Below are 15,216 nucleotides of genomic sequence, written 5' to 3' on the forward strand. Positions count from 1 at the left end.
CTCCAAAAAATTCAGTCAATCTGGTGATTCTAGCGTAAATCCGCGCCAGTTTAAATCTACAAAACACTGGTATTAACGCTTTATTAAGTATATCCTGCAATATTAGTGATTAATTATCTTGACAGCAGGAAAAGGCACGTTATGGTTCGCGTTGTGCACACTCTCCCAAAAAAACACAAATTGCTTATTTTAGGCTTGGTTTCTGCTATTGCTGCTTTAACACTCATTCCTTCAGAAAAAGCCACCGCCTCTAAAGACAATAGCGCTGATGCGTTAGAAATTGGCAAGCGCTACGAATTACAAATTAAAGTTGATGACGTTGAGCAATTAACTGAATTAAATTCGCAAGAAGATGCAGCAAAACTCCCAGAATACGATCTCATCGATTTCGAAGTTAAAAACGGTGACAATTTAGCACTTATTTTCAAACGCGCCGGATTCTCGGCGCAAACCGTTCATAAACTGCTTAATACCAATGCAGAAACACGTAAACTTAGTAAAATTCACCCAGGTGAAACATTAAGCTTTGCTACCGCCGAAGATGGTTCTTTGGCACAGTTACGTTATGTGATTTCAAAAACAGATACCCTGTTCGTTACATTAAATGAAGAAGGTAACTACGATACGTCTATTGATAGTAAAGAAATTGAAACATTAACTAAATCAACAGGCGGAGAAATTACTAACAGCTTTTGGACCTCAGGTATTGCTGCTGGTTTAAGTGAACGGCAAATAATGAACTTTGCTGATATATTCGGTTGGGATGTGGATTTTGCCAATGATATCCGTAAAGGCGATCAATTTGGTTTAATCTATGAATCGCATTATGTTGATGGCGAGTTTATTGGCACAGGTAAAATTATTGCCGCTGAGTTTATTAACCAAGGTCAACGTTATGCGGCTATTCGTCACAGCGATGGTACTTTTTACACGCCTGAAGGGCGTAGTATGAAAAAAGCATTTTTACGTGCACCAGTTAACTTTAAATATATTAGCTCAAGCTTTAATCCGCGTCGCTTACACCCTGTAACAGGACAAGTAAGAGCACACCGTGGGATTGACTACGCAGCTCGTACTGGAACGCCAGTAGTTGCCTCTGGTAATGGTAAAGTAATTAAAGCTGGTTACAGTAAGTATAATGGTAACTATATATTTATTAGTCACGGCACACAGTACGTCACTAAATACCTACACCTTAACAAGAAACTAGTTAAAACTGGTCAAAAAGTTAAGCAAGGTCAAAAAATTGGTACTGTCGGCTCCACCGGTCGTGTAACAGGCGCGCACTTACACTACGAGTTTTTAGTTAACGGCGTTCACCGTAACCCTAAAACGGTTAAGTTACCGAAGTCAGAGCCTCTGCCTCGCGACGAGCTTGCTAAGTTTAAACCAATAGCAGATAACTTCTTAGCGCAGCTAGAGCGCAACCGAGAGCTACAGTTAGCGCTTAAGTAAAGCCGCCAGCGGCCAGCGGCCAGCGGCCAGCGGCCAGAAAATATAAAACCGTTGCTATGCCAATAGCAACGGTTTTTTTGTGGATCTGTAGCCATAAGATTGTGTGTTCTGACCCCGATAAAATAGTCACGCGTTAATTTACAGTAAAACAAAACTAATCAGCAACTAACTGTATACATCAATAGCAGCTTGAATTTTGTCCAATGTTACTGCTCTCTACCATTTGGGTGTATTGCTGCATTTAGAAAAGTGAAACGAAGTTACTAATTATATACAGCTGTTTATTTGATGACTAAGATAAATACATCGTAATATGGAGATTTGTCGGTTTATAAAACGACAAATGTCGTAGATAAAATTATTAGGCAACCCTATGTTTAACATCTTCAAAAAGGTAAAGTTTGAGCCCGAATTCCCAATCATAGAGTTGGATTTAACTCCTGATAAAGTATTCAGAAAGCTATCGACTTTCTCATCAGTAGAAAGGATTGAAGATTCAAGTAAAAAAGACATAGATTTTGAATTTGTTGTTGAAAATGACGTAACTCGTATTCACGTAGGCTTTGCGAATGATAGGGTTTCATACATAAACTATCTCACAGATCAGTTTAATAGCAGTGAGAATGAAAAGGCGGAGAAGCTTAATTGGTTTTTGGAATATTACGGCAGCAAGGAAGAGTATGGTGAGCCAAATAACACTGCCTATATGATATTTTTTCATAACACCAAAAGTAAACTCTCAATTGTATACGGACTTCACATGGGAGCTATTCGTGTCAATAACCTTGCAGATGCCTAACAAGTTTGTCATACGGAACCCTTTTGCTACGTTTAGTTTTGACTGGCTTTGTCATTGTGCCCCCATCAATGATTCTGTATGAAACTAGACAACCAAGAATTACATGACTTATTAGTCAAAAAACATGTTAAGTACTTCATCTGCAAACTCACTTGCAACAGCAATGAAATTTATTGAATAAGTAGGACAACAAGGACGGAGAAGCGATTTATTTCTCATGCTGAATATGTATCCAAATATCTATCGATGATTTTAAACCTGTTGAGGCTAAATAGTACAAGCTAAAAGTTTGACTTCACACATAATGGTTCATGAATCGTCAGTTATTGCATTTAAGACATCCGATAATGCTGTGCATTGATGCAGACTGGCAGGATATTTTTCGTTGGGTTTCGGGGTGTTCAACCACAACCTACGCAGGCAATTTTAACGCTGGGCAACTTACTGCTTCTAGCTGCCCTGAACCTTAAAACTGACGGCTACGCTCTATCTCACCAACACATAAATCAATTGCACAACCAATGAAATCATCACTAATGGCCAGATGTATTTGGCGTATTTAGTCGCACCATCTAGGCCCATTTTAGACTGATACTTTTCAAGTAGTGGCACAAGGATGATTAATGCAACAAACAGTGAAATTAAAATCACGAAGATATTCATACCATTCCTATTTAATAAAATATCTATCGAGTATACCCAATATGCAAGCAAAAAAAAGCGCAGTAAATACTGCGCAGTCGGTTGGAAGTAAAAGTTACCCACCATACTCAGCTCGCTGGGTATAGTTTAATGATTTATTTAACCTACCAGTGCTAACAAGATACCTGCAGCCACAGCACTACCCAGTACTCCCGCAACATTTGGTCCCATTGCATGCATTAATAAGAAATTATGCGGATTATTCTCCAGACCCACTTTATTAACTACGCGTGCAGCCATTGGCACAGCTGATACACCAGCCGCGCCGATGAGTGGATTGATTGGTGATTTAGAGAACTTGTTCATACCTTTTGCCATAAATACACCTGAAGCTGTACCAATTGCAAAAGCCAAGGCGCCGAGTACCAAAATACCAATTGTTTCTACGGTTAAAAACTTATCTGCAGCAAGCTTAGAGCCTACAGCTAAACCAAGGAAAATAGTGGTGATATTTATGATCTCGTTTTGTGCACTATTACTTAAACGGTCAACCACACCAGACTCTCGCATCAAGTTTCCTAAACAGAACATGCCTACCAGTGGCGTTGCTGCAGGTAAAAACAAAATCGTTAAACTCAATACCATTAACGGAAAAATAATTTTTTCCTTTTTTGATACGGTGCGTAACTGTGGCATTTGAATTTTACGTTCTTCTGGTGTGGTTAAAGCCCGCATAATTGGCGGCTGAATAATTGGCACCAACGCCATATATGAGTATGCAGCTACGGCGATAGCACCCAATAAATCAGGAGCAAGTTTTGAGGCTAAGAAGATTGCCGTCGGGCCATCTGCACCACCTATAATCGCAATTGCTGACGCATCTTGTAAAGAAAACTCAAAACCTGGTACATAGTTTAGTAAAATTGCGCCAAACAAGGTTGCAAAAATACCAAACTGAGCTGCAGCACCTAGCAATAACATACGAGGATTAGCTATCAAGGCACTAAAATCAGTGAGTGCACCAACACCCATAAATATTAATAATGGGAATACACCGGTATCAATCCCAATATGATAAACGTAATACAGCAAACCACCGGGGTCTGATAAGCCAGCTACGGGGATATTTGTTAATATTGCCCCAAAGCCAATTGGTAATAATAATAACGGCTCAAAGTTGCGCGCAATTGCCAGATACAACAATAAACACCCTACTGCGATCATAATAAGCGCAGGAAATGTAAAATTAGCAATACCTGTTGCTTGCCAGAGGTTTAATAATGCTTCCATCCTCTGCGCTCCTAAGCTAGTGCTATCATAGCGTCACCCGTTGCCACTGAATCACCTTCAGCAACAAGAATTTCAGCAATAGTACCGGTGTGGGTTGCACGAATTTCAGTTTCCATTTTCATCGCTTCCATGATGATCACTACATCGCCTTCATTTACCGTTTGACCCGCTTTCACCTTGATTTTAAAGATGTTACCAGCAAGTGGAGCGTTAAGTGTTTCGCCGGAAGCAACTGACGCCGATTGTGGAATATGCTCACTATCTTTAAGTGTTACTTCTTTAAGCTCACCGCCTTGTGCAACCACTACATCATAAACTTTACCATCTACTTTTACGCTGTACTGCTCTGCTTTTACTGTGTTGCTGTTACTTTTTTTATTACTAACTGGTTGTTCTTTATTAGCAGATTCAGCACTTGGTACAGCTTCGAAAGCATCTGGGTTATTACGATTTTTAATGAATTTTAACCCAATTTGTGGGAATAATGCATACGTTAACACGTCATCAATCTGCTCATCCGCTAAGCTTAAGCCTTGCTCTTTTGCTTCTTTTAATAACTCAGCTTGGAGTATTTCTAGTTCTGGTTGCAATAAATCAGCTGGGCGGCAAGTAATGACTTCTGCGCCATTAAGTACGCGCTCTTGTAATTCTTTATTCATCGGCGCAGGAGTTACGCCATACTCACCTTTTAGCACTCCGGCAGTTTCTTTGGTGATAGTTTTATAACGCTCGCCCGTCAATACATTTAATACTGCTTGTGTACCAACAATTTGTGATGTTGGTGTAACTAACGGTAAATAACCTAAGTCTTCACGTACACGTGGGATCTCAAGTAATACTTCATTCAATTTATCCGCAGCACCTTGCTCTTTAAGCTGGTTTTCCATATTAGTTAACATGCCACCAGGCACTTGCGCTAATAAAATACGGCCATCAACACCTTTTAAGCTGCCTTCAAACGCGGCATATTTTTTACGAACATCGCGGAAATAAGCAGCAATCTCTTCGAGTTGATTTAAATCCAGCTCAGTATCACGTTCAGTACCTTCAACAATCGATACAATCGTTTCAGTTGCGCTGTGTCCGTAAGTCATACTCATTGATGAAATTGCGGTATCAAGCATATCAATACCTGCATCAATCGCTTTTTGGTAAGTAGCAGTACTTAAACCTGTTGTGGCATGACACTGCATTGCAATTGGGATAGAGACTGTTTCTTTTAACGCTTTGATTAACTCTTCTGCATCGTATGGTTTAAGCAAACCAGCCATATCTTTAATACAAATTGAATGACAGCCTAACTCTTCAAGCTGCTTGGCAAGCGTTAACCACATATCAAGTGTATGAACCGGGCTTACTGTGTACGAAATTGTACCTTGTGCATGTGCGCCAACTTTAATCGCAGCTTTAATAGCCGTTTCAAGATTACGAACATCGTTCATCGCATCAAAAATACGAAACACATCAACACCATTTTTGTGCGCTCGCTCTACAAATTTTTCAACAACATCATCTGCATAATGACGATAGCCTAAAAGGTTTTGACCACGTAATAACATTTGCTGTTTAGTATTTGGCATAGCTTTTTTAAGAGCACGAATACGCTCCCAAGGATCTTCACCCAAATAACGAATGCATGAATCAAAAGTAGCCCCACCCCATGATTCGATCGACCAGTAACCTGCATCATCTAATTTTTGTGCAATCGGTAGCATGTCATCCAAACGCATACGCGTTGCTAATAATGATTGATGCGCGTCTCTAAGTACTAATTCTGTTAATTTTAATTTAGCCACAAGTCATCCCTTATAGTTTTTGTTTATTTTTGTACTGAGCTATGGCAGCACTTATCGCAGCGATGTGTTCACTTGGTACACCGGGTGCTTTGATCGATGGTGTCCGCGTTGGCATTACAACCGGCTGTTCAAAGCGGCTCGCTAATTTAGACATAGCGGTAATTGCTGCAATCAACAACGAAAGAAAAACGAAAACTCCCACCATCCCAGTGAGCATTAAGTTTGCTGCAGTAGCAAGTAATTGACCTATATCCATTCTGCCCCCCCTGAGTATTCTTACCCACCCGAAAGATAGGTAAAAAATCACTTTATTTAAATATTTATGCAATAATCATATCAAAGAAACAGACCAAGTCCAACACTTTGTAAATTGGTAAAACCAATTAATATAAAGCTAACATATCTTCAGCAAAGTTAACACACTGCTTTTTACTATAATTTAATAGGATATAGATGATAAAAATACTGAATATAGCTATAACTTATAAGTGAAATCTAATCTGCACCTTAATAACTTACCAACCGAACTACTCAACAACTGTTAAATTAATGAAAAAGCACTCAACATGAAATTGGTCTTACCAAAAAATCATGCTGAAATATTTATTTTCCAGGACGCCGAGTATAAGTTACAGATAAAGCTGTAAATAATTCCCACCTAATTCATGAAAATAAATAAAATAAACACTATCCAATTGATAATAAAGGATTTAAACACATGGCATGTAACTGGCATTATTTACTCTGAACAAATTAACAAACCAAGGAGACGACAATGTTACGCTGGACAATTACATTTTTAGTTATTGCGCTTATTGCTGCAGTGTTAGGTTTTGGTGGTATCGCAGGTGCCGCAGCAGGAATTGCTAAGATTATCTTTTTTATCTTTATTGTATTGTTAGTTATTTCACTCGTTTCAGGTGCGTTGCGCGGCAATGTCCCTAAGTGATAACAATTTATTTTAAATAACAACACATTTATTAATTTTACAAGGAATTACATTATGAAATCGACAACTATTAAAACTGCTGTGATCGCTTTATTCGCTAGTTTTTTTATCATGGGTTGTGAAGACAATCATGCAGAAGAGGCCGGTGAACGCATCGATGAAGCTGTAACCGACGTACAAAACAAAGTAGAAGACGCCTGTGAAGAAGTAAAAGAAGGCGTTAACGCTAAAGAAACTAACTGTTAATCCAGTTAGATACAAATAATAAAAAACGACTCTTTTGAGTCGTTTTTTGCATTTTAAGAGAAGTTAAAATTAAGCTCTCGCTTCTAGCATTAGTCGCTTCATGTCACGTACTGCTTTATCTAATCCATCTATGGCTGCACGCGCTATAATTGCGTGACCAATGTTTAGTTCGTAAATCTCTTTCATAGCAGCAATCGGTTTCACGTTATGATAATGAAGTCCGTGGCCGGCGTTTACTATCAAACCCAAACTTGCTGCATACTTTACACCTTGATGAATATGCTCAAGTTGTTTTTGTATCTCAGCATCAGTTTGCGCATCCGCATAAGCGCCAGTATGAATTTCAACATATGGGGCATTACAGGCTGTAGCTGCATCTAGTTGTGCTTTGTCTGCATCGATAAATAACGACACTTTTATACCGGCGTCAGTTAATTTTGCTGTCGCGGCTTTAATCTTATCTAGATTACCAACAACGTCTAAACCGCCTTCGGTGGTCAACTCTTCACGTTTTTCTGGTACTAAGCAAACATAAGCTGGCTTAACATCTAAAGCAATATCAATCATTTCATCTGTAACCGCTATTTCAAGGTTCATTCGTGTTTGGATTGTTTTAGCCATCACATACACGTCACGATCTTGAATGTGACGACGGTCTTCACGTAAATGAATAGTGATCCCATCAGCGCCAGCATGCTCAGCAACACTCGCAGCATGTGCTGGATCTGGGTAACTTGTACCCCGAGCTTGGCGTAAGGTAGCAATATGATCAACGTTTATACCCAAAAGAATATCTTTCATTTTTTTACCTGTAAAAATAACGGTTAAAAATACCGTATTAAGATTGTTGGTGAATACCCAAACTATTTGGATATAAACAGCTCGCGACTTTTTAATGGTTTTTTGCCTAATAAAGGCTTCATTAAATGACGACTTAATTGTTTCGCCATATATAACACATCCGGCGCACTAAAGTCATGATCTGCAATTGCATTTAACTGCGCGCCAGAAAAGCCACTGCCTTGATTTTCTTGGGCAACAAAGCCGTATTCAGCAAAGTAACTATACGTTTGCTCTGCCGAAATTGGATCGCCTGCGGCATCAAAACTAAAGTCAACGCCATAGCCTAATAATTCTAATAATTGAAATTCATAAGAACGTAATACAGCTTGTAAGTTAGGGTGCTGGTTAAGCTGTTGTAGGTGAGTTTTATACAATTGATAGGCATGATCAATTGGTTCATTAATTGGTACAATGCGGTTGGTTAGTTCATTGAGGTAAAACCCACAATAAAGCTGATCCCCAACTAGTGTGGATTGCGTGCCATGTAGTTCAAATCGTTGGATATATTTCAGGTCGTGTTTACCGGTATAATTTACCAGTAAAGCTTGGAAGGGTTGTAACTGAGCTTTGTATTTTGTTGCTTGGCGACCGCTAATTCGCGCCAGCATGCGCAACTGGCCAACGCCTTCTACTAACATATCAAGCATTACTTGTGAGTCACTAAAAGGACGTCGGTGTAATAAATATGCCGTGTAGAAGTCGCTATCCATAAATATCGCTTAGGCTATTAATCTTCACCATAGCCTAAACTGCGAAGTGCTCTCTCGTCGTCAGCCCAACCTGATTTAACCTTCACCCAAAGTTCTAAAAACACTTTATTATCAAGCATTTCTTCGAGATCTTTACGGGCTTCGCGGCCAATCACTTTAAGCTTTTCGCCTTTATTACCAATAACCATACGTTTTTGCGTTTCACGCTCAACTAAAATCAAGCCATTGATATGCCAAATGCCATTTTCTTGCCATTTAAACTGCTCAATTTCAACGGTAACTGAGTAAGGAAGCTCCTCACCCATAAAGCGCATCAACTTTTCACGGATCACTTCGGCTGCCATAAAGCGCATTGAACGATCTGTTACGTAATCTTCAGGGAAGTAAAATTCACACGGTGGTAAACGCTTAGTTACTTCATCTTTGATCAGGTTGATATTTTTACCTTGAGTCGCAGATACTGGCATAATGCCAACAAAATCAAACTTTTCGCCTAACCACTTCATATGCGGTAGCACAAGGTCACGGTCTTTTACTTGATCAATTTTGTTCATCACAAGTAATACTGGTTTGCCATTTTGCTTTACTTTGTTAAGCACCATTTCATCGTCAGCATTCCAATGAGTACCTTCAACAACAAAAATAACTAGCTCAACATCACCTAATGAACTTGAAGCAGCACGGTTCATTAAACGGTTAATGGCACGCTTTTCTTCAACATGCAGGCCTGGTGTATCAACATACACGGCTTGGTGCTTACCTACAGTATGAATACCCATAATACGGTGGCGTGTGGTTTGCGGTTTACGCGAGGTAATACTTACTTTCTGCTCAATAATTTCATTAAGCAAGGTAGATTTACCAACGTTTGGGCGGCCAACAATAGCGACCATGCCACAAAAAGTATCTAAATCACGCGTGTGCGGTTGGATCAATGTATCAAGATTCATTTTTAAGTATCTTCAACGCTTTTTCAGCGGCTTTTTGTTCAGCTTTACGACGAGAACTGCCAACTGAGATGATGCTATCCATACCTTCAACAATACATTCAACCGTGAACGTTTGATTGTGTGCCTGACCTTTAGTATCTACTACAGTATAGCCTGGCAAAGGTAATTTGCGGGCTTGTAAGTATTCTTGTAGTAATGTTTTAGGATCTTTTTGGTTTAAACCTGGCGAAATGGCATCAAGGCGAGATTCGTACCACGCCAAAATCAAGTCTCCACAAACATCAATGCCAGCATCTAAAAATACCGCACCAATAATTGCTTCAACCGCATCAGCTAAAGTTGATTCACGTCTAAAACCACCACTTTTAAGTTCACCCGGCCCTAAGCGTAAGTAATCACCTAGGCCAAACTCTAAACCAAATTCAGCTAAGGTTTGTCCACGCACAAGCGTTGAACGCATGCGGCTAAGATCGCCTTCACGCGCTTTGGGGAACTTACTATATAAAGCATTGGCAATGACAAAGCTTAAAATGGAATCGCCCAAAAACTCTAAGCGTTCATTGTGTTGTCCTTTATGGCTGCGATGGGTCATCGCCTGCTCAAGCAATACTTGATCAATAAAGGTATACCCTATTTTGCTATATAACTCTGTTACATTTTTTTTCATTGTTACTGAATATTACCTAGGCGTTCAAAACGAACACCAGTTGGAACCCAGCCTGGTAAAATGTCATCTGGGCCATTCTCAAATTCAAAACTCATCCATATAAAGACAGCTTTACCCACCAAGTTTTCTTTTGGCACAAAGCCCCATACGCGACTATCTTGGCTGTTATCGCGGTTATCACCCATCATAAAATAATGATCAGCCGGCACTACCCATTCATCAGAACGTGTACCCGGTTGTTGATAGTAACGCCCTTTCATTTCCAGCGCTTCAGGGTTAATTAAAATATTATGTTTTAGCGTAGTCAAATTTTCATCTAACCGGACTAAATCCATAGAGCCTTGCTTAAATTCATCGCGATTAATGATCTCCATATCAATTTTATTAAATTCATTACACAATAAGTCACCTTGTTGTGTTTGTCCTTGCTCGCAATTTGGCTGAATGTATAAACGCTTATCGCGGTAAACGATTTTATCACCCGGTAAACCAATCGCACGTTTAATATAATCAATACGTTCGTCTAATGGGTATTTAAATACCACAATATCACCACGTTCAGGCTCTGCAACATCAACTAATTGAGTGCGCCAAACAGGGTCTTTCACGCCATACGAATATTTCTGTACTAAGATAAAATCGCCAACTAATAGTGTCGGCATCATTGAACCTGATGGTATTTGAAACGGCTCGAATATAAACGATCTAAAAATCGTAATAGCCGCAATCATCGGAAAAATTGATTTTGCCGTTTCAGTAATCGTCGGTTCTGGCGCAATTAATGCTGCAGTTTCTTCATCAAGCTCGCCGCCAGCAGAGCTTTGCGCAAGAGCTAAGCGTTGCTGCCTTTTTGGTGCAAACATAAAATGGTCAATTAACCAAATTAAGCCTGAGCCTAGAGTTAACAAAACTAAAAATATTGAAAAATAACCTGCCATGCATTAAATCCTTTATCTTACGTAATTTGGTTAAGAAACTTACTTACCAACTTTAAGAATCGCTAAAAATGCTTCTTGAGGCACTTCAACATTGCCTAGTTGCTTCATACGTTTTTTACCATCTTTTTGCTTTTGAAGTAGCTTTTTCTTACGACTCACGTCGCCACCATAACACTTCGCAATTACGTTTTTACGTAATTGCTTAACAGTGGTACGAGCAATAACATGCGCGCCAATTGCCGCTTGAATTGCTATATCAAACATTTGACGAGGGATAAGTTCTTTCAACGCATCAGCTAATTGACGACCACGCGATTGCGCGCTGTCTCTGTGAACAATAATCGCAAGCGCATCAACGCGCTCACCATTGATTAATATATCAACGCGCACCATGTCTGATGTTTGAAAGTGCTTAAAGTTATAATCCAGCGAGGCAAAACCACGACTGGTTGACTTTAACTTATCGAAAAAGTCCATCACCACTTCTGCCATTGGCAGTTCATAAGTAACAGCGACTTGCTTACCGTGATAGTTCATCTTAGTTTGCATACCACGCTTTTCAATACAAAGCGTAATAACGCTACCTAAGTACTCTTGTGGTACAAGAATATTAGCTTCAACAACGGGCTCACGAATTTCTAAAATATCGTTTACAGCAGGTAAATCAGATGGGTTATCAATCTGAATCGTACCCTCTTTAGTTACAACTTCATAAATTACCGTTGGTGCGGTGGTAATTAAGTCAATATCATATTCACGCTCTAAACGCTCTTGAATGATTTCCATGTGCAACATGCCCAAGAAACCACAGCGAAAGCCAAAGCCAAGTGCTGTTGAATTTTCTGGTTCGAAGAATAACGACGCATCATTTAAGCTAAGTTTATTAAGCGCATCACGGAAAGATTCATACTCATCCGAGGCAATTGGAAACATACCGGCATAAACTTGTGGTTTAATTTTTTGAAAGCCCGGTAAGCGCTCAGGTGCTGCATTTTTTTGATGGGTAATAGTGTCACCTACTGGCGCACCATGTATTTCTTTAATACCCGCAATAACAAAACCTACCTCACCAGTTCTTAAAATACCGGTGTTGGTTTGCTTTGGTGTAAAAACACCAACCTGATCTGCAGTGTGTATATGCTCGTTCGACATAATTTTTATCTTGTCGCCCGTTCTTAATTCACCGTGCTTAATACGCACCAGCGATACAACACCTTGATACGGGTCAAACCATGAGTCAATGATAAGCGCCTGTAGCGGTTTGTCTTTATCACCCACTGGTGGCGGTACGTCCTTAACAATCATTTCAAGAACTTCGGCAATACCCACACCTGTTTTAGCGCTACATTGCACGGCATCTAGGGCATCGATACCAATAATATCTTCAATTTCTTCGGCTACACGAAGTGGATCAGCTTGTGGTAAATCGATTTTGTTTAATACCGGAATTACTTCTAAATTCATTTCGATGGCAGTGTAACAATTCGCTAGAGTTTGCGCTTCAACACCTTGACCGGCATCAACAACTAATAATGCACCTTCACACGCTGCCAGCGAGCGCGATACTTCATAAGTAAAGTCAACGTGTCCCGGGGTGTCGATAAAGTTAAGTTGGTAAGTTTCACCGTCGTTGGCTTTATAATTTAGAGTTACACTTTGCGCTTTAATGGTGATACCACGCTCGCGCTCAATATCCATTGAATCCAATACTTGCTTTTGCATTTCGCGGTCTGTTAAACCACCACAAACTTGGATCAAACGATCTGAAAGGGTCGATTTACCGTGGTCAATATGGGCGATGATCGAAAAATTACGGATATGCTTCATAAACTGGATTCTAAACTTCTATTTTAATGGACTGAGTGTATAAAGCCGCAATTTTACATTTAATTGGCTTCAATCACCATCTATTTGAGTTAAAGGGAGGCTAATTGGGTGAATTTTTATTACTTTAACATCATGCTTTAGGCTTTTCACTCGGCTTTTAGCAATGCCAAAGCCAGTAAAACCACCACCTATAGCGGCAATGATTTGCAACCATTCAGGCACAGAAAAAACCTCAGCAGCCACTAACGCAAATACCAGACTTAATACCAAAGGCAACATATACACTGCAAAAGCATGCTTTACCATGTGGCTATCATCCAGTGCTAGGGTTACTTTTTGCCCAACCACAACAGGGATTTCAAAGCGATAGGGGAAGGTTTTTTTAGCAGTGCCAAATAACTTACTAAATATTTGAGAACCACAACGGCCGTTGCACCCTTCACAGGCTTGCTTTTGTTGGGCTTCTAAATGCGCAGTGGCGCCTTGAATCGACACCACTGTAAGGGTTTGTTCTATCATTATCAGCTTATATTACAAGGGTCTTGCAACCGATTCAGCAATTGCTTTTGCAGTCATTGCTGGAATATTCCCCACCACTGACACATCAAAACTACCGCTATTATGCACATATACTGTCGTGGCACCGGATGACAATGCACCGCTTGGCCTGCGACCAGGTAATGGTCTTTGTACAAACACTGAAATTTCGACAAAACCATCTGAGTATAAATAATAATCCGTCAGTTCATTGTTCAAATCAAGCTTATGACGGTCTGATTTTAACAAACTAAACCCCTCCGGTAACCAGCCTATTTGCCAATTATTACTTTCTGTACTTGCTTCATTTTTGGTAATTGCCGCTGCTGGTAATGGCGTTGGAAACTTACGATTTAGCATTTCAAGTAATAACGCAGCGGGCTCTTCGGTTACACTAATATGGGTTAACTGTAGTTGTTCTAACATCTCACCGGCATGATTAACATAAGCAGATTTTAGTAATAGCGATGACTCAGCATCAAGCCACAGCCAATAATTAAACTTATACTCGTCTTTTGATTCGATACGCACAAGCTGCGCAGCACGCCCTGCAATACGGCCTTTACCACCGAGCACAAAATCGTAATGTTGGCTTAAACGCTCAACATCTTTGAATAACACTTCTGGGATTGGGCCTGCTATAGAATCAGTATCTATTGAATAAGGTTCAGACTGTGGCTCAAAATAAGTAACTTGATCATCAATACGAACCATTTCAAGGCCTGCGCCATTGAGTAAGCTCAAATGCTCGAGTTCTGTATTACCTTGTTTTGCATGCAACCAACGATATGGTTCCATTGTCTTCCCTTTGACGACCACAAATGATGCGTCAAAGTTACGATTATGAACGGCGTCAGCCATTTTGAGCAGAAGCTCTTTTGCGGGGTTTTCGTCGTCAGCAAAGGCTGGAGCCATTAATACCAACGACAAAATAAAAGTAATTACTTTCATTTAATTAGTTTTTTTCCTCTTCGGCTTGCGCCTCAGTGTGAGCTTTTTCTAATGAATATGCAACTCGTGCTTGGCGTTGATGTTCTAATACTAACGCGCCAATACGCTGTTGCTGTAACTCACGCAAACCTTGCTCTGCATTTTGTAAAGCGGGTTCTGACGAATAGCTAACTGGTGATGCCATTCCTGTTACTGGTGTTGTTTGTAACATCGGAATTTCATTGCTAGGTGAGTTTTCACCTTGTGGCAATGTTTGTACACCAACAATTGCAAACATGGCAACACTTGCTGCAATTGCAAGTTGTGCAACTGGTTTGCGCCAGTTAAACGCCACTACGTTATCGGTGCCCGTGGCAGCCAATGGTGCAGGTTGTGACGCAGATTGTGTGAAATCAGCATAAACTGGTTCACTTTCCAGCGCTTGCGCAACACTATCGCTTATATCAAAGACGAAAGCATCTTCTGACTCAGCACGCATTACGTCACCTATTAGCGCATAACGTCCTAAGGTTGCCGCATCTTGCTGGGCAATAACCTCATCAGTTAATGATTGTTCGCCGTCAAGTAATGCGGATAGATGCTGATTATCCAACTTGTTAACGTGTGCTTTTGTCAT

General features: G+C 40.1%; 17 protein-coding genes. 4 read left to right on the plus strand and 13 right to left on the minus strand.

Translation table 11 applies throughout. The features are described from left to right. Nucleotides 1-141 precede the first annotated feature (141 nt). Together H5163_RS04490 and H5163_RS04495 are read left to right on the plus strand one after the other, a co-directional pair. Nucleotides 142-1,455 (plus strand): peptidoglycan DD-metalloendopeptidase family protein, encoded by a 1,314-nt coding sequence (locus tag H5163_RS04490; protein WP_145237580.1) that lies wholly within the window; start codon nt 142-144, stop codon nt 1,453-1,455. Between the two features lie 373 nt (nt 1,456-1,828). Continuing rightward, nucleotides 1,829-2,254, plus strand: a complete 426-nt coding sequence (locus tag H5163_RS04495) for a hypothetical protein (protein WP_182734484.1) — start codon at nt 1,829-1,831, stop codon at nt 2,252-2,254. Nucleotides 2,255-2,740: 486 nt separating this feature from the next. On the opposite strand, the gene H5163_RS04500 is transcribed toward H5163_RS04495, so the two are convergent. The 4 genes from H5163_RS04500 to H5163_RS04515 form a co-directional block, all read right to left on the minus strand. Further along, nucleotides 2,741-2,917, minus strand: a complete 177-nt coding sequence (locus H5163_RS04500) for a hypothetical protein (protein WP_167542971.1) — start codon at nt 2,915-2,917, stop codon at nt 2,741-2,743. 138 nt (nt 2,918-3,055) lie between these two features. After that, the gene (locus H5163_RS04505) at nt 3,056-4,186 is read right to left on the minus strand and encodes a sodium ion-translocating decarboxylase subunit beta (RefSeq protein ID WP_145237582.1); all 1,131 of its coding nucleotides are present in this window, start codon (nt 4,184-4,186) and stop codon (nt 3,056-3,058) included. A gap of 11 nt (nt 4,187-4,197) precedes the next feature. Then, nucleotides 4,198-5,982, minus strand: a complete 1,785-nt coding sequence (gene oadA, locus H5163_RS04510; protein WP_182731880.1) for a sodium-extruding oxaloacetate decarboxylase subunit alpha — start codon at nt 5,980-5,982, stop codon at nt 4,198-4,200. 10 nt (nt 5,983-5,992) lie between these two features. Beyond that, nucleotides 5,993-6,238 carry an OadG family protein gene (locus H5163_RS04515; RefSeq protein WP_182731879.1) on the minus strand — a complete coding sequence of 82 codons (246 nt, stop codon included), beginning with the start codon at nt 6,236-6,238 and terminating at the stop codon, nt 5,993-5,995. 519 nt (nt 6,239-6,757) lie between these two features. Between H5163_RS04515 and H5163_RS04520 the strand changes: the two genes are divergently transcribed. Both H5163_RS04520 and H5163_RS04525 read left to right on the plus strand, forming a co-directional pair. Beyond that, the gene (locus tag H5163_RS04520) at nt 6,758-6,931 is read left to right on the plus strand and encodes a DUF1328 family protein (protein ID WP_145237585.1); all 174 of its coding nucleotides are present in this window, start codon (nt 6,758-6,760) and stop codon (nt 6,929-6,931) included. A 54-nt stretch (nt 6,932-6,985) separates the two neighbouring features. Beyond that, complete coding sequence (locus H5163_RS04525) at nt 6,986-7,177, plus strand: hypothetical protein (protein ID WP_149980895.1); 192 nt, start codon at nt 6,986-6,988, stop codon at nt 7,175-7,177. A 69-nt stretch (nt 7,178-7,246) separates the two neighbouring features. Here H5163_RS04525 and pdxJ read toward each other — a convergent pair whose 3' ends face one another. From pdxJ to H5163_RS04570, 9 genes are all read right to left on the minus strand, one after another. Continuing rightward, a complete protein-coding gene (gene pdxJ / locus H5163_RS04530) occupies nt 7,247-7,978 on the minus strand; it encodes a pyridoxine 5'-phosphate synthase (RefSeq protein WP_182731878.1) in 732 nt (243 codons plus the stop codon). Between the two features lie 62 nt (nt 7,979-8,040). Beyond that, a complete protein-coding gene (gene recO / locus H5163_RS04535; RefSeq protein ID WP_182731877.1) occupies nt 8,041-8,730 on the minus strand; it encodes a DNA repair protein RecO in 690 nt (229 codons plus the stop codon). Nucleotides 8,731-8,747: 17 nt separating this feature from the next. After that, nucleotides 8,748-9,680 (minus strand): GTPase Era, encoded by a 933-nt coding sequence (gene era, locus H5163_RS04540; protein ID WP_145237593.1) that lies wholly within the window; start codon nt 9,678-9,680, stop codon nt 8,748-8,750. Continuing rightward, nucleotides 9,670-10,347, minus strand: a complete 678-nt coding sequence (gene rnc, locus H5163_RS04545) for a ribonuclease III (protein ID WP_145237595.1) — start codon at nt 10,345-10,347, stop codon at nt 9,670-9,672. The genes era and rnc overlap by 11 nt, the downstream gene beginning before the upstream one ends. A gap of 2 nt (nt 10,348-10,349) precedes the next feature. Next, the gene (lepB, locus tag H5163_RS04550) at nt 10,350-11,285 is read right to left on the minus strand and encodes a signal peptidase I (protein ID WP_145237597.1); all 936 of its coding nucleotides are present in this window, start codon (nt 11,283-11,285) and stop codon (nt 10,350-10,352) included. Between the two features lie 39 nt (nt 11,286-11,324). Continuing rightward, the gene (gene lepA / locus H5163_RS04555) at nt 11,325-13,112 is read right to left on the minus strand and encodes a translation elongation factor 4 (RefSeq protein ID WP_182731876.1); all 1,788 of its coding nucleotides are present in this window, start codon (nt 13,110-13,112) and stop codon (nt 11,325-11,327) included. Between the two features lie 69 nt (nt 13,113-13,181). Beyond that, complete coding sequence (locus H5163_RS04560; RefSeq protein ID WP_182731875.1) at nt 13,182-13,631, minus strand: SoxR reducing system RseC family protein; 450 nt, start codon at nt 13,629-13,631, stop codon at nt 13,182-13,184. Between the two features lie 12 nt (nt 13,632-13,643). Then, nucleotides 13,644-14,600 (minus strand): MucB/RseB C-terminal domain-containing protein, encoded by a 957-nt coding sequence (locus tag H5163_RS04565; RefSeq protein WP_182731874.1) that lies wholly within the window; start codon nt 14,598-14,600, stop codon nt 13,644-13,646. A gap of 4 nt (nt 14,601-14,604) precedes the next feature. After that, nucleotides 14,605-15,216 (minus strand): sigma-E factor negative regulatory protein, encoded by a 612-nt coding sequence (locus tag H5163_RS04570; protein WP_145237606.1) that lies wholly within the window; start codon nt 15,214-15,216, stop codon nt 14,605-14,607.

The organism is Pseudoalteromonas sp. SG44-8 (assembly GCF_014164125.1).
In the GTDB taxonomy this organism is placed as follows: Bacteria; Pseudomonadota; Gammaproteobacteria; order Enterobacterales; family Alteromonadaceae; genus Pseudoalteromonas; species Pseudoalteromonas rhizosphaerae.